This is a genomic window from Bacteroides pyogenes, from assembly GCF_014196225.1.
Lineage (GTDB): Bacteria > Bacteroidota > Bacteroidia > Bacteroidales > Bacteroidaceae > Bacteroides > Bacteroides pyogenes_A.
Genome location: NZ_JACIDI010000018.1, coordinates 1 through 22,889, shown reverse-complemented (window position 1 = coordinate 22,889; position 22,889 = coordinate 1). Strand labels below are relative to the sequence as shown.

General features: G+C 50.7%; 23 protein-coding genes. 1 reads left to right on the top strand and 22 read right to left on the bottom strand.

Annotation, left to right across the window (positions count from 1 at the left end):
• Nucleotides 1-25 precede the first annotated feature (25 nt).
• From GGR07_RS11225 to GGR07_RS11205, 5 genes are all read right to left on the bottom strand, one after another.
• Entirely contained in the window at nt 26-601 is a 576-nt protein-coding gene (locus GGR07_RS11225; RefSeq protein WP_021646116.1) for a hypothetical protein, read from the bottom strand.
• Between the two features lie 3 nt (nt 602-604).
• Complete coding sequence (locus GGR07_RS11220) at nt 605-1,117, bottom strand: RNA polymerase sigma factor (protein WP_021646115.1); 513 nt, start codon at nt 1,115-1,117, stop codon at nt 605-607.
• Between the two features lie 69 nt (nt 1,118-1,186).
• Nucleotides 1,187-2,104, bottom strand: coding sequence for a vitamin B12 dependent-methionine synthase activation domain-containing protein (locus GGR07_RS11215; protein WP_021646114.1), 918 nt, complete (start codon nt 2,102-2,104; stop codon nt 1,187-1,189).
• Between the two features lie 106 nt (nt 2,105-2,210).
• Entirely contained in the window at nt 2,211-3,551 is a 1,341-nt protein-coding gene (locus GGR07_RS11210; RefSeq protein ID WP_021646113.1) for a dihydroorotase, read from the bottom strand.
• A complete protein-coding gene (locus GGR07_RS11205) occupies nt 3,548-4,291 on the bottom strand; it encodes a polyprenol monophosphomannose synthase (protein ID WP_021646112.1) in 744 nt (247 codons plus the stop codon). The genes GGR07_RS11210 and GGR07_RS11205 overlap by 4 nt, the downstream gene beginning before the upstream one ends.
• A 143-nt stretch (nt 4,292-4,434) precedes the next feature.
• On the opposite strand from GGR07_RS11205, the gene mfd reads away from it, so the two are divergent.
• Nucleotides 4,435-7,806, top strand: a complete 3,372-nt coding sequence (gene mfd, locus GGR07_RS11200) for a transcription-repair coupling factor (RefSeq protein ID WP_034543012.1) — start codon at nt 4,435-4,437, stop codon at nt 7,804-7,806.
• Between the two features lie 345 nt (nt 7,807-8,151).
• Here the strand turns inward: mfd and GGR07_RS11195 are convergent, their stop codons facing one another.
• The 17 genes from GGR07_RS11195 to GGR07_RS11115 all read right to left on the bottom strand — a co-directional run.
• A complete protein-coding gene (locus tag GGR07_RS11195; RefSeq protein WP_034543013.1) occupies nt 8,152-10,032 on the bottom strand; it encodes a YgiQ family radical SAM protein in 1,881 nt (626 codons plus the stop codon).
• Between the two features lie 71 nt (nt 10,033-10,103).
• Nucleotides 10,104-10,328, bottom strand: a complete 225-nt coding sequence (locus tag GGR07_RS11190) for a sulfurtransferase TusA family protein (protein ID WP_021646109.1) — start codon at nt 10,326-10,328, stop codon at nt 10,104-10,106.
• Complete coding sequence (locus GGR07_RS11185) at nt 10,325-10,642, bottom strand: hypothetical protein (RefSeq protein WP_021646108.1); 318 nt, start codon at nt 10,640-10,642, stop codon at nt 10,325-10,327. The genes GGR07_RS11190 and GGR07_RS11185 overlap by 4 nt, the downstream gene beginning before the upstream one ends.
• 353 nt (nt 10,643-10,995) lie before the next feature.
• Nucleotides 10,996-12,987 (bottom strand): glucosamine-6-phosphate deaminase, encoded by a 1,992-nt coding sequence (locus GGR07_RS11180; protein WP_122056705.1) that lies wholly within the window; start codon nt 12,985-12,987, stop codon nt 10,996-10,998.
• 217 nt (nt 12,988-13,204) lie between these two features.
• On the bottom strand, nt 13,205-13,972 hold the full coding sequence (locus GGR07_RS11175) for an amidohydrolase (protein ID WP_034543014.1): 768 nt from the start codon (nt 13,970-13,972) through the stop codon (nt 13,205-13,207).
• 7 nt (nt 13,973-13,979) lie between these two features.
• Nucleotides 13,980-14,534 (bottom strand): 1-acyl-sn-glycerol-3-phosphate acyltransferase, encoded by a 555-nt coding sequence (locus GGR07_RS11170; RefSeq protein ID WP_034543015.1) that lies wholly within the window; start codon nt 14,532-14,534, stop codon nt 13,980-13,982.
• Nucleotides 14,535-14,540: 6 nt separating this feature from the next.
• Nucleotides 14,541-14,810, bottom strand: a complete 270-nt coding sequence (locus GGR07_RS11165) for a hypothetical protein (protein WP_034543016.1) — start codon at nt 14,808-14,810, stop codon at nt 14,541-14,543.
• Nucleotides 14,811-15,223: 413 nt separating this feature from the next.
• Nucleotides 15,224-15,658: a ribose 5-phosphate isomerase B gene (gene rpiB, locus GGR07_RS11160; RefSeq protein ID WP_122056566.1), complete on the bottom strand. Its 435-nt coding sequence runs from the start codon at nt 15,656-15,658 to the stop codon at nt 15,224-15,226.
• Nucleotides 15,655-17,667 carry a transketolase family protein gene (locus GGR07_RS11155; RefSeq protein ID WP_122056567.1) on the bottom strand — a complete coding sequence of 671 codons (2,013 nt, stop codon included), beginning with the start codon at nt 17,665-17,667 and terminating at the stop codon, nt 15,655-15,657. The genes rpiB and GGR07_RS11155 overlap by 4 nt, the downstream gene beginning before the upstream one ends.
• Nucleotides 17,668-17,918: 251 nt before the next feature.
• Complete coding sequence (locus tag GGR07_RS11150; RefSeq protein WP_081724023.1) at nt 17,919-18,476, bottom strand: hypothetical protein; 558 nt, start codon at nt 18,474-18,476, stop codon at nt 17,919-17,921.
• 58 nt (nt 18,477-18,534) lie between these two features.
• Entirely contained in the window at nt 18,535-18,687 is a 153-nt protein-coding gene (locus GGR07_RS11145; RefSeq protein WP_021646098.1) for a hypothetical protein, read from the bottom strand.
• A gap of 289 nt (nt 18,688-18,976) precedes the next feature.
• Nucleotides 18,977-19,573 carry a hypothetical protein gene (locus tag GGR07_RS11140; protein WP_021644110.1) on the bottom strand — a complete coding sequence of 199 codons (597 nt, stop codon included), beginning with the start codon at nt 19,571-19,573 and terminating at the stop codon, nt 18,977-18,979.
• Nucleotides 19,574-19,592: 19 nt separating this feature from the next.
• Nucleotides 19,593-20,321 carry a hypothetical protein gene (locus GGR07_RS11135; RefSeq protein WP_147298142.1) on the bottom strand — a complete coding sequence of 243 codons (729 nt, stop codon included), beginning with the start codon at nt 20,319-20,321 and terminating at the stop codon, nt 19,593-19,595.
• A 133-nt stretch (nt 20,322-20,454) separates the two neighbouring features.
• A complete protein-coding gene (locus tag GGR07_RS11130; protein WP_021644112.1) occupies nt 20,455-21,060 on the bottom strand; it encodes a DUF2589 domain-containing protein in 606 nt (201 codons plus the stop codon).
• Between the two features lie 101 nt (nt 21,061-21,161).
• Nucleotides 21,162-21,728 (bottom strand): hypothetical protein, encoded by a 567-nt coding sequence (locus tag GGR07_RS11125; RefSeq protein WP_034543019.1) that lies wholly within the window; start codon nt 21,726-21,728, stop codon nt 21,162-21,164.
• 368 nt (nt 21,729-22,096) lie between these two features.
• Nucleotides 22,097-22,561, bottom strand: a complete 465-nt coding sequence (locus tag GGR07_RS11120; RefSeq protein ID WP_021644115.1) for an HU family DNA-binding protein — start codon at nt 22,559-22,561, stop codon at nt 22,097-22,099.
• A 64-nt stretch (nt 22,562-22,625) separates the two neighbouring features.
• Nucleotides 22,626-22,889: hypothetical protein (locus tag GGR07_RS11115; protein ID WP_183200499.1), on the bottom strand; the 264-nt coding region annotated here is incomplete at its 5' end.

Here is a 22,889-nt window from a genome sequence, read left to right as displayed (position 1 = left end):
TATCAATTATCTTTATTGTTCGGGCTCACATCAGTTCTTTCAACTCATTTAAGTTTTTCTTGATTTCCCGAATGCGGTTTAAAAACTTCTTGCGATAAACCCATAAGATTAAAGCCAATCCTCCTCCCCACAGGAACATAAAGAATAAAACCGGCAAAGCTCCATATTGCCATACTTCCCAATAAATAAATGACAACATGGCCAGTAGCAGCAGATAGCCCACAGCAATCATCCGTTCCCGGATCATCCATCGGTGTACGCGGTTGACGCGCCCGATCACCTCTACCGGCGGCATTTCGTCTACTTGGATTTTCCGGAGAAAGCGAAATGTAAATATATCCCAGCAAAATGCGGGAATCAAAGATACAATAACGATTATATAAACAAGATTCAGCTTGCCATTGAACCATACGTCCGCTATGAGTAAGCACAGTATCGGAAGCGATATCAACAGCAGTTGGAGATTCAGGCGGGCTATGGCATGAATTCCTTTGCCGGCATGATCTATCAGCTTATTCACTTCTTCCTCTTTGAGTAATTCTTTATTCTTCAGATGTTCGTCAAAGATATTCCACGATTTTTTCAATTCTTCCAATTCCATATCTTATCCTTCCTTTTTCATTTTTCTTAGTTTGTTTTTTATCCGGTTCAGTTTGGTTGCTACATTGGTTACGCTCAGTCCGGTAATTTCGGCTATTTCTTCGTAGCTTTTTTCTTCCAGATAAAGCAGAATAATCGATTTGTCGAGTTGTCCCAATTGGTTTATCATACTGTAAAGCCGTTTCAGCATTTCGTGCACCGGATCATATCCCTCTTTTCTTTCATTCATTTCCGGAGTAAGGGTGACGATCTCGGGCGCGTGTTTGTCTTTGCGCAGAAAACTAATACATGTATTCAATGCAATGCGGTAAATCCATGTGGAGACTTTACATTCTTTCCGGAATTTGGGATAGGCTTTCCAAAGATTGAGAACTACATCCTGATACAGGTCGTTAAGGGGCGCATTGGGACGGGCATATAAGTAACATACCTTGTAAATGATCCGTTCGTATTCGCGGATGATTGCCAGAAACTCTTGTTCGACGGAGCGGGTTGCTTCAGTTATATGCTTGCTCATGGATTTCTTCGATAGCTTTTCCGGTTAGTTAGTCGTATAAGAAAGGCGAAAATCACATGAAAAGGAAATTTATTGCAAATTAGCCGCCAGAAATTTGCGCATTTCTTCAATCGTTTTTCCCCGGCGACGGGCATAATCTTCCAATTGGTCTTCGCCTATTTTCCCTACCGAGAAATATTCTGCGGCAGGGTGCGAGAACATCAGTCCGGTGACCGAAGCGTGCGGACGCATCGCTCCGTTTTCGGTAAGTGTAATTCCTATCCGGTTCATCTCCAGGAGCTCGTCTAACAAGAAATTGACCGATTGGTCGGGAAGTGAGGGGTAGCCTACTGCCGGACGGATGCCTCGATATTTTTCAACCAAAAGCTCGGGTATGGTCAGGTCTTCATCTTTCGCATACCCCCACGCCACTTTGCGTACATATTCGTGCATCTTTTCGGTTGCCGCTTCCGCCAGACGGTCGGAAAGAGTCTGAACAAGCAGATGCTTGTACGGGTCTTTCTCATAAAGTCCTTCCATATCGGCATCGATGGAAGAGGCGAAAGCTCCGATCGTATCCGGTATTCCTGACGCTGCCGGACGAATGAAATCGCTCAGGCACAGGAAAGGACTTTTGTCTCGCTTCGGTGTCTGTTGGCGGAGCAGCGGAAACACGAGCGAATGTCCCGGTTCTTTTTCTATAATCAGGTTGTCGCCGTCGGAGTTTGCCTTGCAGATTTTGAAAAGAGAATTTATCCGATAATCCCTGTCGAGCAAATCGAGCATGCGGTTGGCTTCTTTGAGAAGCTGCATCGCTTCGGAGGCTTTGCTGCGGTCTTCTTCGGGAAATGTGGTGAGCCATGAAGCGCGGCAGACGTCGCAGCCGTGAATGTTCGCAATGGCGGCGAAGCGCGGTTGAAACCCCCAAGCGTGGAAGAAATAAATCCAGTTGATATAGGGGCTGACTTCGTGAACGGCAAAAGATAATTGTTCGCTGATTTGTCGCATTGTTCTCTTCAAGTTTTTGTCAATGGGCTTCGGAGCATTCGTTTTTTGGCAAGTCTGCGGAAATATCCGTGACTTTTTGAGAAACTCTTGCGGTTTATCGCTTTAGTCATTTTTCAAAACGAAGTTCTTGTCCGCGATAGTTCTCGTCTATGCTTCCGTTGTTATATAACAGATGTCCGTTTACAAATGTTTTTTCCACTTTCCAGTTGAAAGTATGTCCTTCGAACGGACTCCATTTACATTTGCTCCGGATACACTCCGCTGAAACTTTCCAATTGCTGTCGGGACGTACCAGAACGAGGTCTGCCTGATATCCCCGGCGGATGTATCCCCTGTTTGCTATCTTGTACATTTCCGCAGGGGCATGGCACATCTTTTCTACTATCTTTTCGATGGTGAAAACTCCTTTGTCCGCAAGCTCCAGCATGCTGACGAGTGAAAATTGCAGAATCGGTATTCCCGATGCGGCTTTTAAGGCGCCTCCTTCTTTCTCGTTCAGAAGGTGAGGAGCATGGTCGGTGGCAATGGCGTCGATCCGTCCGTCGTTCACGGCATCCCGCAAGGCTTTCCGGTCATCGGCCGTTTTCACCGCAGGGTTGCATTTGATGCGTCCGCCCAAAACGGCATAGTCTTCTTCTGCAAACATCAGATGCGGAATACATGCTTCCGCCGTAATCCTCTTTTCAGTCAGAGGCGCCTGAGTGAACAGGTTGAGTTCTTTGGCCGTGGAGATGTGCATAATGTGCAGGCGGGCATTCGTTTCGCGCGCCAGTTGCACGGCAAGCTCGCTCGAGCGGTAGCAGGCTTCGGCCGACCGGATGGCCGGATGAAATTCCAAAGGCACGTTTTCTCCGTATTCTTTTTTATATCTGTCGGTATTTTCCCGAATGGTTCCCTGGTCTTCGCAATGGGCGGCAATCAGCAAATCCGTACCTCCGAATATATTGCGCAGGCTCGCCATCCGGTCGACCAGCATATTGCCGGTGCTCGCTCCCATGTATATTTTCACTCCGCAGACACGGTGCTTATCCAATTGGGGAAGTAATGTATAATTGCTGTTGGTGGCTCCGAAGTAGCAAGAGTAGTTTACGGAAGACTTTGCCGCCAATAAATCGAGCTTCTCATCCAAAGCTTCTAATGTTGTGGTCTGGGGATTGGTGTTGGGCATGTCCATGATGGAAGTGATGCCTCCTGCGGCTGCGGCATGGCTTTCGGTTGTTATGTCCGCTTTATGAGTCAGCCCCGGATCGCGGAAATGGACGTGCTCGTCGATCACTCCCGGTAAAAGATAGCATCCCGCGGCATCTATCACCTCTTCACATGAATCGGCGGGGAGTTGGCCGTCGACCAAGATTTCAGCTATTTTTTCACTTTCGATAACCACCGAGCCCGCCACTTTCCTGCCTTCGTTTACGAGAATGGCGTTTTGAATCAATATGCGTTTCATTTCTTTTTCGGATAAGGATGGAACCAACTGTTTACTTTCATTGTGATTACTCCGAATACGGCTTCGCCGAAAATGCTGCTGTTCATCTTCGATGTTCCGAGTTCGCGGTTAATGAAGATGACAGGCACCTCGGTGATTTTAAATCCGGATTTGTAGGCTGTGAATTTCATTTCAATCTGGAAGGCGTATCCTTTGAAACGTATCTGATCCAAATCGATGGCTTCCAGCACTTGGCGGCGGTAACATACGAAACCGGCGGTGGTGTCGTGCACGGGAATGCCTGTGATGACACGCACATACTTGGAAGCGAAATACGACATCAATACCCGCCCCATCGGCCAATTGACCACGTTTACGCCGCTTGCGTAGCGTGAACCTACGGAAACGTCTCCTCCTTCTTCCGCGCAGGCTTTATATAGGCGGGGAAGATCGTTGGGATTGTGGCTGAAATCGGCGTCCATCTCGAAAATATATTCGTAGCTATGCGCGAGCGCCCATTTGAATCCCGCGATGTATGCCGTTCCCAATCCGAGTTTTCCGCTGCGTTCTATCATAAACAAGCGTTCGGGGAACTCTTGTTGCAAGGTCTTTACAATAGCTGCCGTACCGTCGGGCGAACCGTCTTCTATCACTAATATATGGAAGACTTTCTCCAAGCCGAAGACTGCGCGAATGATGTTTTCGATGTTTTCCCGTTCGTTATAAGTCGGGATGATGACGATGCTATCGGATGTTTGCATATAAACTTGTAATTTGAAGACAAATATAACGCTTTTCCTTTCGTTAAAGGAAAAACTAAGGATAATTTAGTACTTTTGCGGTGGATTTTCATTACATGGTACCACGGGTTTTTACAAATTCGTGGCGAGTTAATATGATATTTATGACTATTACCGAACTACAGCAACAATATGCCGCCCATCCCAACATGGCGGTGATGGAACGTATCTTGAAAGATCCTTCCATCCGGACTGTGTTTTGCGGAGGTCTGTGCGCTTCTGCCGCCTCGCTTTCTTCATCGGTGTGGGTGCGTCGAGGCATTTGCCCTTTTGTCTTTATTCTGGGCGATCTCGAAGAGGCGGGATATTTTTATCACGACCTCACGCAGATTTTAGGAACGGAGCAAGTGCTTTTCTTCCCTTCTTCGTTTCGCCGTTCCGTCAAGTACGGACAGAAAGACGCAGCCAATGAGATTCTGCGTACGGAAGTGCTGAGCCGGTTGGAAAGAGGGGAGAAAGGTCTGTGTATTGTGACGTATCCCGACGCATTGGCAGAGAAAGTGGTGTCGCGCAAAGAGCTGAACGATAAAACCCTGAAGCTGAATGTAGGGGAGCGTGTGGATACGGCGTTTGTTACAGATGTGCTGCATAGCTACGGATTCGAATATGTGGATTATGTATATGAACCCGGACAATATGCCGTGAGGGGAAGCATTATCGACGCTTTCTCTTTTGCTTCCGAATACCCTTACCGCATCGATTTTTTCGGCGATGAAGTGGAGAGTATCCGCACGTTCGAGGTGGAGTCGCAACTTTCGCGGGAAAAGAAAAAAGGGATAATGATTATTCCCGACTTGGCGGTGACGGGTGAAGTGACGACCTCTTTTCTCGATTTTATTCCCGGAGAGACTGTGTTGGCGATGCGCGACTTCTTGTGGTTGCGCGAACGTATTCAGGCCGTGCACGACGAGGCTTTGACACCGCAAGCCATTGCCGTGCAGGAAGCCGAAGAGAACGGAGGCATCACGCTCGAGGGAAAATTGATAGACGGCAGCGAGTTTATGTCGCGCGCGCTCGATTTCCGCCGGATGGAGTTCGGCAACAAGCCGACAGGCGTACCCGATGCAAGTGTTTCTTTTGAGACTTCCGCCCAGCCCATTTTCCACAAGAATTTCGACCTGGTATCCGATGCTTTCAGAGATTATATCGGAAAAGGATATTCGCTCTTTGTTTGCAGCGACAGTACAAAGCAGACTGACCGCATCAAAGCCATCTTTGAAGACCGCAAAGAGCATATTTCCTTTACTCCCGTTCAACGCACCCTTCATGAAGGCTTTGCGGATGATACGTTGCGGATGTGTGTGTTTACCGATCATCAGCTTTTCGACCGTTTTCATAAATACAACCTGAAGAGCGACAAGGCTCGTTCGGGGAAAGTAACGTTGTCGCTGAAAGAGCTGAACCAGTTCACTCCCGGCGATTATGTGGTGCATACCGACCACGGCATCGGGCGCTTTGCCGGATTGATACGGATTCCGAACGGAGACACTACGCAGGAGGTGATAAAGCTCATCTATCAGAACGAGGACGTGGTGTTCGTCTCCATCCATTCATTGCACAAGGTCTCCAAATACAAAGGAAAAGAAGGAGAGCCTCCGCGCTTGAATAAATTGGGAACGGGTGCTTGGGAAAAACTGAAGGAGCGTACAAAGACGAAGATTAAGGACATTGCCCGCGACCTTATTAAGCTTTATTCGCAACGCCGACAGGAAAAAGGCTTTTCCTACAGTCCCGACAGCTTTTTGCAGCGGGAACTGGAGGCTTCGTTCATATACGAAGATACGCCCGACCAAAGCAAGGCCACGGCGGACGTGAAGACGGATATGGAAAGCGAACGTCCGATGGACCGTCTGGTGTGCGGAGATGTGGGATTTGGCAAGACGGAAGTGGCGATCCGTGCCGCGTTTAAGGCGGTGGCGGACAATAAGCAGGTGGCCGTGCTCGTGCCGACTACGGTACTTGCTTACCAGCATTTCCGGACTTTCCGCGAACGGTTGAAAGGTCTGCCTTGCCGGGTGGAGTACCTGAGTCGGGCCCGTACGGCGGCACAGGCGAAAGCCGTGCTGAAAGAGTTGAAGGAAGGAGAAGTGAACATACTTATCGGCACCCATCGTATTCTGGGGAAGGATGTGCGCTTTAAAGACTTGGGATTGCTCATTATCGACGAAGAACAGAAGTTCGGCGTTTCGGTGAAAGAAAAGCTGCGACAGATGAAAGTGAACGTGGATACGCTGACCATGACCGCCACGCCCATTCCGCGTACCCTCCAATTCTCACTGATGGGGGCGCGCGACTTGAGTGTTATCTCTACGCCTCCGCCCAACCGTTACCCCATTCAGACCGAAGTGCATACGTTCAACGAAGAGGTGATTGCCGATGCCATAGGCTTTGAAATGAGTCGCAACGGGCAGGTTTTCTTCGTGAACAACCGGATTGCCAACCTGCCGGAGCTGAAAGCCATGATTCTTCGTCATATTCCCGACTGCCGGGTGGCGATAGGGCACGGGCAAATGGAACCCGCCGAGCTGGAGAAGGTAATATTCGACTTTGTGAACTACGACTATGACGTGCTGCTCGCCACTACCATTATCGAAAGCGGCATCGATATCCCGAACGCGAATACCATTATCATCAATCAGGCGCAGAACTTCGGCCTGAGCGATTTGCACCAGATGCGCGGGCGGGTGGGGCGAAGCAATAAAAAGGCTTTTTGTTACTTGCTGGCTCCTCCGCTGAGCAGCCTGACTACCGAAGGCAGACGGCGCCTTCAGGCGATTGAAAACTTCAGCGACTTGGGAAGCGGTATTCATATCGCCATGCAAGACCTCGACATACGCGGGGCGGGCAACCTGTTGGGGGCGGAGCAAAGCGGTTTCATCGCCGATTTAGGTTACGAAACTTATCAGAAAATATTGGCTGAGGCGGTGCACGAATTGAAGAATGATGAATTTGCCGAGCTGTATGCGGATGAGATAAAAGAATCGAAAGAGATCAGCGGCGAGCTGTTTGTCGACGAATGCCAGATCGAAAGCGATCTGGAGATACTGCTTCCGGCGGATTATGTGACGGGAAGCAGCGAGCGTATGCTGCTCTATCGCGAACTCGACGGTCTGACGCTCGACAAAGAGGTGGACGCTTTCCGTACACGGCTCGAAGACCGCTTCGGAACGGTGCCGCCCGAAACGGAGGAACTGCTGCGTGTGGTACCTCTCCGACGCTTGGGAGCGCGACTCGGAGCGGAGAAGATATTCCTGAAAGGAGGGAGGATGACGCTCTTTTTCGTTTCCAACCCCGACAGTCCGTTCTATCAAAGCCGGGCTTTCGGCCAAGCGATAGAGTATATGATGAAATACACCCGTCGCTGTGACTTGCGTGAACAGAACGGAAGACGGAGCATGGTGGTGAAAGATGTGGGGAATGTGGAAACGGCGGTCAGCGTGTTGCAAGAGATGGTTGCGATACCGGTGGGGGAATGAGCGGCTTTTTGTTCCCGGTTTCAATGTCGGATCTGTCCGTACAAGCTTCCGGTGTAGAGGTTGTCTGCCTTTTCAGGCACATACTTTTAGCGGCACTGCCGGCCTTTTTCCTACGATATGCAGCTTTATCAATCAGAGGCAGGGTGACAGACGAAGCGTTGAAAGAAGTCTTTTTTCTACGATATGCAGCTTTATCGTTACAGAGAATAACCTTTTGGGAGAAAAGGATAAAGTTTTTTTCTTCATTCTACGATATGCGGCTTTATCCGCTTTTCTACGTTCTGGCAGGTTGTTTATTCCCGGATTATTCCGCTTTCGGAAGCGGAATGACTGCTTTATCCGGAACTATCGTCTTGCTTGTTTTTTCTTTCCATACAGCCGGTCTATCAGGTCCTGCCGTCCGATGCGTTTCAGTTCGCTCACGATGTTCCGGCGTTCCTCCGGTTTATACCAGAAAAAGAACTGTCTCTGACGCAGCTTCTCCCGTTGCGTTTTCGCGCTGAACACCGGCTCCAGTGTGTAAGGATGGTATCCTGTGTACCATGCTTCGGTAGCTACGGTCATCGGAGTGGGCGTGAAATCCTGCACCTGCTCCAGATGAAAGTCGAGCCGTTTGGTTATGACAGCCAGCTCCGCCATATCTTCTTCTCGGCAGCCGGGGTGTGAGGAAATGAAGTAGGGAATGAGCTGTTGCCGCAGATTCTCTTCCCGGTTGATGCGGTCGAATATTCGTTTGAATTGCTCGAATTGTTCGAAAGAAGGCTTCCGCATCACTGCCAATACCCGGTCGCTCGTATGTTCGGGAGCCACTTTCAGACGTCCGCTTACGTGGCGGGTAATCAGCTCGCGCGTGTATTCGGTTGCGCTGCGGTTCGTTTCGGCATCTTTGCTTTGATGTAGCAACAGGTCGTAACGCACGCCGCTTCCGATGAAAGACTTCTTGATTCCCGGCAAAGCGTCTACCGACTTGTAGATATCGAGCAGCGGACGGTGGTCGGTATTCAGGTTCGGACAAACCTTCGGATGTATGCAAGAAGGACGCTTGCACTTCCGGCATACGGATTCGTCGCGTCCTTTCATGCGGTACATGTTGGCCGACGGACCTCCCAAATCGCTCAAGTAACCTTTGAAGTCGGGCAGTTGCGTCACTTTCCGCACCTCTTTCAGGATAGACTCTTTGCTGCGGCTCACAATAAACTTGCCCTGATGGGCGGAGATGGTACAGAAAGCGCACCCGCCGAAGCATCCGCGATGGATGTTGACGGAGAACTTGATCATGTCGTATGCCGGAATCCGTTTGCCTTTGTATTTGGGATGGGGCAAACGCGTATAAGGCAGGTCGAACGAACGGTCGAGTTCTTCCTCGCTCATGGGAGGGTAGGGAGGATTCACCACGACGATGCGGTTGCCCACCGACTGCGTGATGCGCGACGCGCTGTATTTGTTCGATTCCTCTTCGATGTGCCTGAAGTTGGCCGCCTGTTTCTTCTTGTCCGACAGGCATTCTTCGTGCGAATAGAGCCGGATATCGCCCGCTTCGTCCGCAAACTCTTTTTTATTTGCCACGTAGGCTATCTGCGGAATACCGTTCAGCGGCGAGCGATGTATGCTGAAAGAAGGCTGCGGCACATTGTCGGCGGACCGTTTTTGGTGTTCTTCCAGCTTCCGAGCCAACTCGATGATGGGCTTTTCTCCCATTCCGTAAATCAGCAGGTCGGCGCCGCTGTCGCAAAGGATGCTTTTTCGCAATGCGTCCTGCCAATAGTCGTAATGGCTCAGTCTGCGCATGCTCGCCTCTATGCTTCCCAATACCACCGGAACGTCGGGGTAGAGCTTTTTCAATATCTGCGTGTAAACGATGGAGGGATATTCCGGGCGCATATCGGGGCGCCCGTCGGGCGTATAAGCGTCTTCGCTGCGGAGACGCTTGTTGGCGGTGTATTTGTTTACCATAGAATCCATACATCCGGCGGAAACACCGAAGAACAGACGGGGGCGTCCCAGCTTCTTAAAGTCGCGCAGATCATCCCGCCAATTGGGCTGGGGAACAATGGCAACCTTCAGCCCTTCCGCTTCGAGGATGCGTCCGATTACCGCCGCGCCGAACGAAGGATGGTCTACATACGCGTCGCCGCTGAAGAGAATCACATCCAGTTTGTCCCATCCGCGAAGTTCCACTTCTTTTTTGGTCGTGGGAAGCCAGTCGGTCAGTTTATAGTCATTCATGCCGCAAAGATACGGATAATAAGAGTTTTTTCCAATCGTTTGCCGGATAGGGGCGGGCACCGCGCCGAGGCTTACAGCGTGCTGCCGACCGTAAACTGAATGGTCATGCACTCTCCGTCGTAAATTTCACGAAAGCCGATTCCTTGCTCGGAAAGATATTCTTTCAAGTCCTGAAAAGCATCGGTACGGTTCATGATAATCCGGAGCGTATCGCCCGGGTTTGCCCGGTAGATGGCTTTCACTGCCGGAATCAGGGGGCTGTAGGCGGTTGTTCCGCATGTGTCTACGGTAATCATTCTTCCTCCTCTTCTTCCTCCTGACCGGGAAGCCAAGTAAGATAAAGCTTGATCAGTTGCTGCAAGCCGAACGCCTTCATATTGTTGTGGTATATGACGTCGATGCAGAGGTCGAGCAGATCCTTGCTGTTCTCTTCCTGACTGGCAATCAGTGAACGGATATTCAGTTTCAGTTTGTCCAGTACGTTCTCGTCTACGATGCCGTTGCTGTCGATCAGATGACGGAACAAAGCATACTTCTCGACTGTTTTCAGATTCTCGTCGGATACTTCTATGCTCCGTGTGCCGGTGGGGTTTGCTTGTATCGTATACATATTCTTTTGTGTATTAACGGTTAATTTTCAAATTCTAATGCTCGGTTTACAACACGACCGCGCATGGATAAAGAGACCGGCGGTTCTGCATATTCAATGCGCTATGCGGTCGGCGGCAGGCTTCCGCTATCACGGATGCTGCTCCCCTTTTTATTCATAGGAGCAAAGATAGAATTTTAAATGAGAAACAGGCAGGAAAAGAGGATTATTTTTGAGAAAAGCTTCCCATATGCCCGCCGTCGTGCTTGCACGGCCTTCCCGAACGTATGTTTTCGAACCGAATCATTATCTCGCGAATATAAAAAAGAGTGAGAAGCGACCAGCTTCCCACTCTTCTGTCATTTTTGATGTATTTATAGCGGAACGTACTCTACAAATGCTTCCATCGCTTCGTAAGAAGCCAGACCCAAGCGGTCGTACAGAGCGGCAGTGCCGCGGTTTCGTTCCTCACTTCGTTGCCAGAACAGGCGTTCGTCGTTTCCGAGGAAAGGAGCGCTTTCCATTTGCGATTGATGCTTCAGAATGGAGTTCCGTTTGGCCCGCAATTCTTCCGGACTGATGGGGACAACCATCTCGATGTGCTCGATTTCCCATTCTGCCCATGCGCCCCGATACATCCAGATGCGGCAATCTTTTAGCCATTCAGCCCCTTCTTCTTTCTCGAGGTCGATGGCGGCGAACACGGCATCGGTACAAACACGGTGCGTTCCGTGCGGGTCGGCGAGGTCGCCCGCCACGAAGATTTGGTGAGGTTTCACTTCGCGGAGCAGGTTGCGTACAATCTCTACATCGGCTTCGCTGATGGGGTTCTTCTGGATTTTGCCCGTTTCGTAGAAAGGCAGGTCGAGGAAGTGGCAGCGATCCAGCGGAATGTTGTTGTAGGCGCAGGCAATACGTGCTTCACCGCGGCGAATCAGCCCTTTGATGGTCAGGATGTCGCGAGTGTCCATGTCTCCATCTTTCTTTTCCTTGAGGAACTTGCGTATTTCGGCGTATTTATCGCTGATTACCTTGTCTTCGTTGTTGTTGAATACTTGGTTGAAGCCGTTGATGAAGTGCAGGAAGCGCACCACCTCTTCGTCTCCCACGGCGATGTTGCCGGAAGTCTGGTAAGCCACATGCACCTCGTGTTTTTGTTCCACCAGCCGGCGGAATGTGCCTCCCATCGAGATGACGTCGTCGTCGGGATGCGGAGAGAAAATCACCACGCGCTTCGGGTAAGGCTTGGCGCGTTCCGGACGGTAAGTGTCGTCGGCATTCGGCTTGCCGCCGGGCCATCCGGTGATGGTGTGCTGCAAGTCGTTGAATATCTTGATATTCACGTTGTATGCCGAGCCGAAAAGAGCCAGCAGTTCGCTCAGCCCGTTTTCGTTGTAATCCTTGTTCGTCAGCTTCAGGATCGGCTTTCCGGTGAGCTGGCAAAGCCATACGATGGCGCTGCGTATGAGTTTGTCGTTCCATTCGCACGAAGTCACCAGCCAAGGGCGATGGATACGCGTAAGGTTCGAAGCGGCGGAAAGGTCGATGGCGATGTGGGCGTCGCGGTGCGTTTGCAGGTAAGACGCCGGGATAGTGTCGGTGATCGGTCCTTCTACACACGCTTTGATCATAGCGGCCTTTTCTTCGCCCCATGCCAAGAGGTATATTTTTCTTGCGCTCAGAATGGTTGATACTCCCATGGTGATGGAACTTACCGGAGTGTTTTCGATACTTCCGAAGTTCTTTGCGGCTTCATTGCGCGAGTCGTTGTCGAGCAGTATCAGCCGGGTAGTGGAGTTCTGACGCGACCCCGGTTCGTTGAACGCGATGTTTCCCACGCGGCCGATTCCCAGAAGGGCGATGTCTATGCCTCCGAAACTCTCGATGCGTTGCTCGTACAAGCGGCAGTATTCGAAGATGGTATCTTTGGCGATTGTCCCGTCGGGAGTAAAGATATTCTGCTTGTCGATGTCGATGTGGTCGAGGAACATCTGCTTCAAAGCGTTGAAGTTGCTGTTCACCGCGTCTGCGCTCAAGGGGTAATACTCGTACATGTTGAATACGATTACGTTGCGGAAGCTGAGTCCTTCTTCTTTGTGCATACGGATGAGTTCGGCATATACGTGGCTTGGGGAGTTTCCTCCGGGAAGCGCCAGTACGCAGAAACGTCCTTCTTTCTGTTTCTCGCGGATGGTCTTCGCTATTTCGCGGGCGATGCCGTTCGCCCCTTCTTCTAACGATTCGTAGATGTCGGTCGGGATTTTTTCAAGTCTTGTCAGGACCGACTTTTCAAACGCATTCTCCGGTCTGTAATATTTGGGGGAGACCCTGTTGAGAGTGATTTGAGAGCTAAGATTTGTTTTCATAAATTTGTAAATTAAGTTATATGCGATCAAAGTCTGTGCGGTTATTGTTTTGTCACGACAAAGATACGAAAGATGTTTATACCATTAACTACTTATTTATAGGTATTGTTGCGGTTTCAGACTCTTTTAACATTTGTTTCGGGGGAATGGAATATGGGCGCGAATGTCCGCATGGCCGAACCGGTAGCGTGCAAAGAGAGACGCTGTCGCGCAGGCGTTACAGACGGAAAACGTCCGCATCTTTCCATGCCGGGAACTTCTCTCTGAATCGTCTGAGAGCCGGCAGGCCGATTTCTCCGGTGGCTATTCCTTCCTTTCCGTCGGGCAGCGAGACTATGGTTTCTCCCGTTGCCGAAAGAATCACGCTTCCTCCGTCGTGCTCCAACCCGTTCGCGTCGGCGCCTGTACGGTTCACCCCGCAAACGTAGCATTGGTTCTCGATGGCGCGCGCACGCAGCAGGGTATCCCATGCCGTGCGGCGGGGAAGCGGCCAGTTGGCGACGTAAATCAGCAGGTCGTAGGCGTTGTTTACGTTCCGGCTCCATACGGGGAAGCGCAGATCGTAGCACACGAGCAGGCGGATGTTCCATCCCCGATAAGGAAAGATGAGCCGGCTGTTCCCGCTCGAAAAGTGCGCGGGCTCTTCTCCCATGCGGAACAGATGCCGCTTGTCGCAGTAAAATTCGCTCCCTTCGGGTGTGAGGAAAAAGGCGCGGTTGTAATATGCTCCCTTGTCTTCCGCCATATAGCTGCCGCATATGGCGGTATCGTACAGGGCGGCCCATTCTCTGAGGGTGCGTATGGTTTCTCCTGCGGCAGGCTCGGCAAGGAGGCGGGTCTGCATGCTGAATCCGGTGGAGAACATCTCCGGCAAAACAACAATCTCCGTTGTTCCACGGAGGCTTTGCAGCTTTTCGTGAAGCGAACGGAGATTGCCCTGTTTGTCTTCCCAAACGATATCTGTCTGTATCAGTGAGATCTTCATGCTTTCATTATATCTTTCCCAGAACGAAATTCTCGGGATGTTTCCCTTTGAAGTCTTTGAAATAGAGCTTGATTTCGCGCATGTCTTTGTCGATGTCACCTGTGGGGATGACGGCTTTTGTTGCCGTAATCGTCTTCTTTTCATAGTCGATTCCGACCAGGACGATGGGAACCTGCGCTTTGAGGGCGATGTAATAGAAGCCTTTCTTCCAGTCGGGATTCGGCTTTCGGGTTCCTTCGGGGGTGATGGCCAGATGAAACTTGCGGCTCTTGGCGAAATGATTCACCATCTGGTCTACCAGCGAAGTCTTCCGCCCGCGGTCTACCGGGATGCCGCCCGCTGCTTTGAAGAAGATTCCCAGAGGGAAGAAGAACCATTCTTTCTTCATCATAAAGCTGGTTTTGCGGCCTAATGCTCCGTAGAAGAGCTTCCCTATGAACAGGTCGAAGTTTGTCGTATGCGGTGCGGCACATATTACGCATTTGTCGTAATCGGGTACGGTGACGTGGGTTTTCCATCCCAGCAAGCGATAATAGATAAAGCTGTATATGGCTTTCTTCATTCCGTTTTAGTTGAGTTTCTCGATTGTATCAATAATCTCATCGACTTTCGCGTTGAAGTCCTGACGGAACTTTTTATAAAAACCCTTCACGTTTCCGGGTTCGGTATGGCTGATGCGGCTGATGAAATCATCCTGCATTTTCAGTATTTCGCTCATCAGTTCGTCGGCTTTCTCTTTGTCTGTGCCGGGAATGAACATGCTGTTTACCAGACACTCGGTGAATAATTCTCCTGCGATATAATTGACGTTCTTTTTCAGTTGTCTTCTGCTTGCCATAATGTTTACATGTTAATGGTGAATAATACAAAATTCCGGGTAAAGATAGCGACTTTCTGCGACTCCGGCGAATAAATGAGAGAAAAGTTGAGTGTTTGCCTGTATAATGAATGACATAGGCTCCGTTTTGTCCCAACGGAGCCTATGTCGTTATGCGTCGAAGCCTTTGTTTTGTCTGAACGGAGCCTCTGTCGTTATGCGTCGAAGCCTCTGTTTTGTCCGAACGGAGCCTCTGTCGTTATGCGTCGAAGCCTCTGTTTTGTCCGAACGGAGCCTATGTCGTTATGGTGCGAAGCCTTTGTTTTGTCGGAACGGAGCCTCTGTCGTTATGCGTCGAAGCCTCTGTTTTGTCGGAACAGAGGCTCCGCCAAAAAGGTGATGAGCCGGAAGCCGAATCCTGCTCCCGGTTCTGTTTATTTGCAAGGTATCTTGTCTACACGCCTTTGATGCCGGCCCCCTTCGAAGTCTGCGGCGAAGAACGCCGTCAGAATCTTGTCCGCTTCGGCGGTGTCGAGGAAGCGTCCCGGCATCACCAGCACGTTGGCGTCGTTGTGAGACCGTGCCAGGCGGGCGATTTCCTCGTTCCAGCAAAGAGCGGCGCGGATGCCTTGATGCTTGTTCAGCGTCATGCTGATGCCGTTGCCGCTTCCGCAGATGGCGATGCCCGGATAGCATTCGCCCGCTTCCACAGCCGAAGCCAGCGGATGCGCATAGTCCGGATAGTCGACGCTTGCGTCGGAGTCTGTCCCGAAGTCCTTGCAGTTCAACCCTTTTGCCGCCAGCCAACGCTTGACGTACTCTTTCAGTTCGAAGCCGGCATGGTCGGCAGCCAATCCGATTAGTTTCATTGGAGCATTGATTTTACTTGGTTATATACGTTTTCGGCAGTAAAGCCTAATTTCTCGTCGAGCACCTTGTAGGGGGCCGAGAAGCCGAACGACTCCAATCCCCATATCTTCCCGTTGCCGCCCGCCAGTCCCTGAAGCGTTACGGGCAAACCTGCCGTCAGTCCGAAAACCTTCGCTCCCGCAGGGAGAACACTCTCCTGATACGCTTTGGGTTGGTTGCGGAACAACCCTTCGGAAGGAGCCGATACCACGCGTATCTTCACGCCTTCTTTGCGGAGCAGCTCGGCGCCGGCCACCAGAGTAGATACTTCCGAGCCCGAAGCCACCAGAATTACGTCGGGGTTCTCGTCCGAACCGGCCACGATGTAAGCGCCTTTTTCCGCTTGCGCGTATGCGTTTCCTGCGGGGAGGTTGACGATGTTCTGGCGCGAGAAGATGAGTCCTGTGGGAGTTGCCGTATTTTCCATGGCGAGCTTCCACGCAACGGTGGTCTCTTCTACGTCCGCCGGACGCAGAACGAGCATCGAGTTCTCTCCTTTATGGTTCTTCAGCTTTTCCATCAGGCGGATTTGCGCCTCCTGTTCCACAGGTTCGTGGGTGGGTCCGTCTTCGCCTACGCGGAACGCGTCGTGAGTCCAGATGAACTTCACCGGTTGCTCCATCAGGGCGGCCATACGCACTGCCGGCTTCATATAGTCGGAGAAAACGAAGAAGGTTCCGCATGCGGCGATCACTCCGCCATGAAGCGACATGCCGATGCAGATGCATGCCATGGTAAGCTCCGAAACGCCTGCCTGAAGGAAAGCGCCGCTGAAGTCGCCTTTACTAAATGCGCGCGTTTTCTTGAGGAAGCCGTCGGTCTTGTCGGAATTGGAAAGGTCGGCGGAGGCAACGATCATATTCTCCACCTGCGTGGCAAGCGCACTCAATACCGTAGCCGAACCTGCGCGAGTGGCTCCGTCGGCCTTCTGCTCGATTGCCGCCCAGTCCACTTTCGGAGCTTTGCCCGAGAAGAAGAACTCCAGCTTGGCTGCCTTTTCAGGGTTTTCCTTCGCCCAAGCCGCCTCTTTCGAATGCTTTTCCGCCGTGATGCGCTTCAGCTCTTCCTTGCGTTTGGCGTATATTCCGGCTGTTTCGGGGAAGATTACGAACGGGTTTTCAGGGGCGCCGTTCAGGTTGCGGATGGTGTTTACATACGCCTCGCCCCCGAGCGGAGAGCCGTGAGTGGCGCAATCGGCCTCGTAGCTGCTTCCGTCTGCCCTGCGGGCGCCTTTTCCCATCACCGTCTTGCCGATGATAAGCACCGGGCGTCCCTTCGTCGCCTTCGCCTCGTTGAGCGCGGAGCGTATTTCGTCTACGTCGTGCCCATTGATGCTGATCACCTTCCATCCCCATGCTTCGTATTTCATGGCGGTATTTTCGATGGTCACGTCTTTGGTCTCGGTAGAAAGCTGTATGTCGTTGTCGTCGTAGAACATGACGAGGTTATCGAGTCCGAGCGTTCCGGCTATGCGTCCCGCCCCTTGCGAGATCTCTTCCTGTATCCCCCCGTCGGAAATGTAAGCGTAGATGGTCTGATCCATCAGCTCGCAGAAGCGTGCTTTCAGGAACTTGGCGGCGATGGCGGCCCCCACGGCGAACGTATGCCCTTGTCCCAGCGGACCGGAGGTGTTCTCCACGCCGCGCATCACGTCCACTTCGGGATGTCCCGGCGTGGGGCTTCCCCATTGGCGGAAGTTCTTCAGCTCTTCCAACGTGTACTTGCCGGTGAGTGCCAGTGTAGAATAGAGCATCGGCGACATGTGACCGGGATCGAGGAAGAAGCGGTCGCGTCCTTCCCAGCGGGGATTTTCGGGGTCGTAGACTAAGAACTCCGAGAAGAGCACATTGATAAAATCGGCGCCTCCCATAGCGCCGCCCGGATGTCCGGACTTCGCTTTCTCGACCATCGAGGCCGCAAGAATGCGGATGTTGTCCGCCGCACGATTCATAAGCTTGTTATCGTTCATATTGTGTAGAATTTAATGGATGTCTTTCGAACTCCCTGCAAAGATAGCTTTTTCTATACAATACGCAACCCGGAAACCTTCTTAATTTTTGCTTTTGGTCAGGATTTCCGGGCTGTCGGGAATGATTGCTTATTGCTTGCCAGTGGCGGGGAGCGGTGCAGAAGATTTCCTCTCTTATGCCCTGTGTATTGTCCGGTGTTCCCTTCCCCCGTGTTTCGCCTGTCCGGCGGCAATCATGTCGGGAGAGTCTTTTACTTTCTATTCCAAAATGGAGGCAAGAACATCAATTTGCCCTTGTAGTGGAGGCTGATGGTGTGTTCTTTACCATCCTTATATCCATCTTTGTTCTTTATTTTGCCATTCTTTATCCGGATTTCGAAGACAGGGGTTTCGTCAGTGTCGTCGAGGCGTTTCATATAGAGCGTTCCGCTTTTAAAGACCGGATGCGAGTAGTCCGGATGCCCGGAAGTAAAGAATATTGTGCCGGAATTACGGTATTCTATACTCCAATGCCATCTGCCGTGTTTAGGCTCTTTGCGTGTAAGGTCGATGGTCTTGCCGTTGTGGTATTCTTCGTTTCCCATTATATAAATGGAGCCTTTTTCCGCTGTAGTGAGCAATATCTCATAAGTCCCTTCGGACAAATGCTTATAATCTATACTCGCTCCAATCAGGGGGATTGCCTCTCCATCGATGATAGCGATGTTGGCGGGTTGGTCATCGTCTTTTGAGCATGAGGTAAGGATTAGTACTGCTGCAAGGGCGAAAGCTGCTTTCATTGCGCTTGCAAAGAATAGAGTTGTTTTCATATACTTGCTGTTGTTGCTTTAAGTGTCACTGCTTCGGTATTGTTGCCCGGCAGGGCAATTAACTCAAACGAACTCCAACTTGCCCTTGTTCCAGCCGGCCGGAGGTGCTCTCCACACCGCCCGGATGTCCGGACTTCGCTTTCTCGACCATCGAGGCCGCAAGAATGCGGATGTTGTCCGCTGCGCGATTCATAAGCTTGTTATCGTTCATATTGTGTAGAATTTAATGGATGTCTTTCGAACTCCCTGCAAAGATAGCTTTTTCTATACAATACGCAACCCGGAAACCTTCTTAATTTTTGCTTTTCATCAGGATTCCGGGCTGTCGGGAATGATTGCTTATTGCTTGCCAGTGGCGGGGAGCGGTGCAGAAGATTTCCTCTCTTATGCCGTGTGTATTGTCCGGTGTTCCCTTCCCTCGTGTTTCGCCTGTCCGGTGGCAATCATGTCGGGAGAGTCTTTTATTCTCGACCTAAGGTTAAGGGCATAGGTATGGTTATTCATCCATCATGCGGTCGGGGCTCTGCATAGAGTATTCTGCTGAGGGTTTCGTCTGTCAGCCGTAATATGTCGGGGTAGGAGACAAGCGCCAATGCCTGATGAATCCCTTTGCGCAGCTCATTGTCGGCATAAAGCGCCGAGTAGAAAGTTGTGAGCTGAGGCATTGTCATCGGGCCGTCGGGAGGGAGACTGTGAAGGTGACCGTTCTGCAGGGCTACGAGTATCACTTGGGTAATGAGCTTACGGGCTTCTTCTACTTTGATGTTTTCTCTCATATATACCCGGTAGAGACACTCTGCGCCTTCGTTGATGTATTGCGCAAAGAGTTGTTTCCTTCTTTTTCTTCTGTCGGATAAAGAGTCTCCTTTGTCTGTAGGTCCTCTGTCACCGATGGCTGCCACTGAGGCGCGTATGGCTGCAAAGGTAGCTTGCTCGGCACAATTATACTGTTTCAGGAACTCTTCGGTTTCCGACAACCATTTGCGAAGCGTTTCCGTAAGTCCCGAAGAACTCTTTTCCATTTGGTCGGCTATGCAGGAGACTTGGCGAAGCAGCTCCTGCGCCTTGTCGGTAAATAAGGTTATCGAGTGTTTCATATGCCGCGTGTATTGATGGTTATTCGATACTCAGGAAGTAATTGTCGATTTCTTTGCCCTCTACCTGTCTTTGCCCTTCTTCTTCTTTGCGTATAAGCTCGAAAGCTTCTTCTTTGACCGAGAGTTTCAGCATCATGGGTTGCTGCCCCGACACTTCGAGCTCTTTCATTTCATTGCTTTCGGGCGTTATGCCTATAGCGGTAAGTCTGCCTTTAGTAAGTGGAATGCTTTCGTTGACGATTGTGCTGAGCTTGCCTTTCATGGTTGCTATGACAACATCTTTGTTCTTGCCCGAGAGCTTCCGGGTAGTGGCGAACTCATCGACAGCTTTGTTTATGTAACGTGTCACAACCGGATCAATCTCTCTTTCTCTTTCCAATTGTTCTTTCAGCCGGTCGGTATTGGTCAGCAACTGCTTGTTGATATGTATATAGCCTTTCTGCAAATCTTTCCGCTTCGGATACGCTTTTACGAATTCTTTCTGCATCGTATTGTAGACATTGCGCACCAGCTCTTTTCTCACTATTCCCTTTTGAGGATCATATACGCTTGTTTTCCGAGTTTCTTTGATACAGACGGGAATGGTTATCTCCATGTTGGGCAGGCGTACACGGGGAACGGGAAGATGCCGCAGCAGCTCGTCTTCGGCATACTGCCGGGCCATACGTATACTTGCCTCGTCGGCTTGCTTTCTTGCCTCGCTGATCTGAGACAGGATATTGCCTAAAAAGTCACTTAACTCTATCATTTTCTCTTTATTTATCAGATGTTTTGCCTTTATTCGGGAAATATGAGTCCGGATGCAGATACGCTTTACCGGACTCATAATTACTGACTACTGACAGATGTATCTACCTGTTGTTACGGTCGATGGTCTGTCATCATTCTGTCGCTTTCTTCTCGAGCATAGACGACTCGAGGATACCGAGCATCTTTTCCATACCTCCGGGCATTTCATCTTGTACGGCACGAACATGAACTGCCATGGAGTAGGTACGATCTACTTTATTGCCGGTAGTCGTACTCTTCTTATACGAGAACGATGCTTTCAGGTTTACCGACCCTCTCCACCACTTCTGCTTGAAGTTTAATGAAGCGCCTACTCCTAATTCCGAAGAGGTATCTTTAGTTTCCACCGCATTGATTTTGGCGTTGAAATCTACTGTCGCTTCTTCTACGCGTATGAAAGGAATAGGGATGAGCGTCAGGAAAGGTACCTGCATTTCCATCATTTCTATCTTAGCCGGAACAGCAGCTTTTACTTCCTGTCCTTGCTCATTTAATACAGCAGGCACGTAGGGTTGTGTCTCTTTAGGATACTTGAAAGTGACATATTGTGGCTTACCTTCATCATCGAATCCCATTGCTTTTATGAAGTCGACCGTGCTTTGAGCTGCTTGCGACTGTGCTTCCACTACCGCTGTCAGCGGACCGCCAATTAGATTACTAAAATCCAAACTTGATAATTCACCTCCATAATTTGCCATAATGTAAATAGTTTAAAGGTTAATGAACTTAGTTTAATTACACTTAGATATATAATGTAGCTACCATATATATGCTTATCTGCTTCTATATTACCGGTTGATTAGTAGTCATCGAACCTCAGACTTCCTTTCCAGTTGATGTTCACGGTATGCTCCTTGCCGTCTCCATACTCTCCTTCACCTTTTACCTTGCCGTTCTTCAGTACGATTTCGAAGACAGGCTTGCCGCCTTCGCTGCCAAGGTGTTTCACATAGAGCGTACCGCTCATGAAGACAGGATATGAACTCCCGGGTTCTCCATAAGTATCGAAGATTTTCTCAGGATTATAGCATTCGACGCTCCAATACCATCCGTCGTGTTCAGGCTCTTTCTTCGTCAGGTTGATGGTCTTGCCATTATGGTACTCTTTCCCCGCCATTATTTTAATGCCCTTCTTTTCCGACACAAAGAGAATTATCTCGTAGTTGCCTTTATTTAATTCAACTTCATCTATTCCCGCATCGGTTACCGGCATTGTGACACCGTCGAGAACAATGGTGTTGGCAGGCACTTTGGGTTCGTTGTCATCGTCCTTCGAGCACGAGGCGATGGCGAACGAGAGGGTGAATACTGCTGCAAGGGCGAAAGCTGCTTTCACCGTGCTTGCAAGGAAATGGGTTGTTTTCATAATGTTACTGTTTTTAGTTTAGTACTATTGCTGTTTTTTAGTGCTGATACTATGGTTTAAATTACTCGCTGCGTAATTTACACCATATTATATATATGCTCATTCCGTGCCGGTGCCGGAAAGGAGAACCATGACAGGCTGCCGGGAAGCGCTTCCAAGTGGGTTTCGCTGCGGCCGGTCAGCGGCGGTCTCTTCCGTCCGTTGACCGAGAGACGGGGACTTGCCGCTGCGTGAGGCTGTAAGCCTTTCAGAGGTCGCTCCCTTGACATGCCTTTCGCCGTGCTTGCATGCAGCGCCGGTGTGTCATGGTTGCTCCTGTGGGCGGCGACTTGTCTCGGCTGTGAAACGGGAAAGACGCACGTATGGCCTTATCCTGCCGGGTCGGGGGCTTCGCCTCCGCCTCCGGAAGCGGGCGGGGTGGCTCCTCCGCCTGCGGTGTGCGCTTTCGGGTTCGTTACGCGTATCTGCACGCTCTTGTACGCCTGTCGCATGCCCAGCTTGGGGTAGAAGCGAACGATGGGCCCTTTCAGGGCAGAGGCGGTGACCTCTTCTTCTTTTTCTTTATACACCGGGTTGACGATAACCTTCAGCATGCCCAAGTCGCCCAAGTCGACGGAGTCTCCGCGACTCAGGGCGCGGTTCACCGTCTCGGCGAGCGAGGTGAGGGCGTTGCGCACATCGCCCCGTGTGAGCGAGGTGGCGGCAATAATCTCATTCTCCAGCTGGTAGGAGGTGAGGTGCTGTTTGCTTACTTTGGGCACGGCATAGTACATGGTCTTGCCTTTGTTCTTGCCGATAGTCATCTTACGTGATTTTACTTCGAATTCTATCATACCTGTTTCAATTTATAGAGTTAATGTATGCCATAGTAATTTTATATAATAATGTACGCGTATCTTATAATATATAGGGCGAAACCATCGCCCGGCCGATGACGGAACCATCGCCTGACCGATGACGGAGCCATCGCCTTGCCGATGACGGAGCCATCGCCTTGCCGATGACGGAGCCATCGCCTTGCCGATGACGGAGCCATCGCCTTGCCGATGACGGAGCCATCGCCTTGCCGATGACGGAGCCATCGCCTTGCCGATGACGGAACCATCGCCTGACCGATGACGGAGCCATCGCCTTGCCGATGACGGAACCATCGCCTTGCCG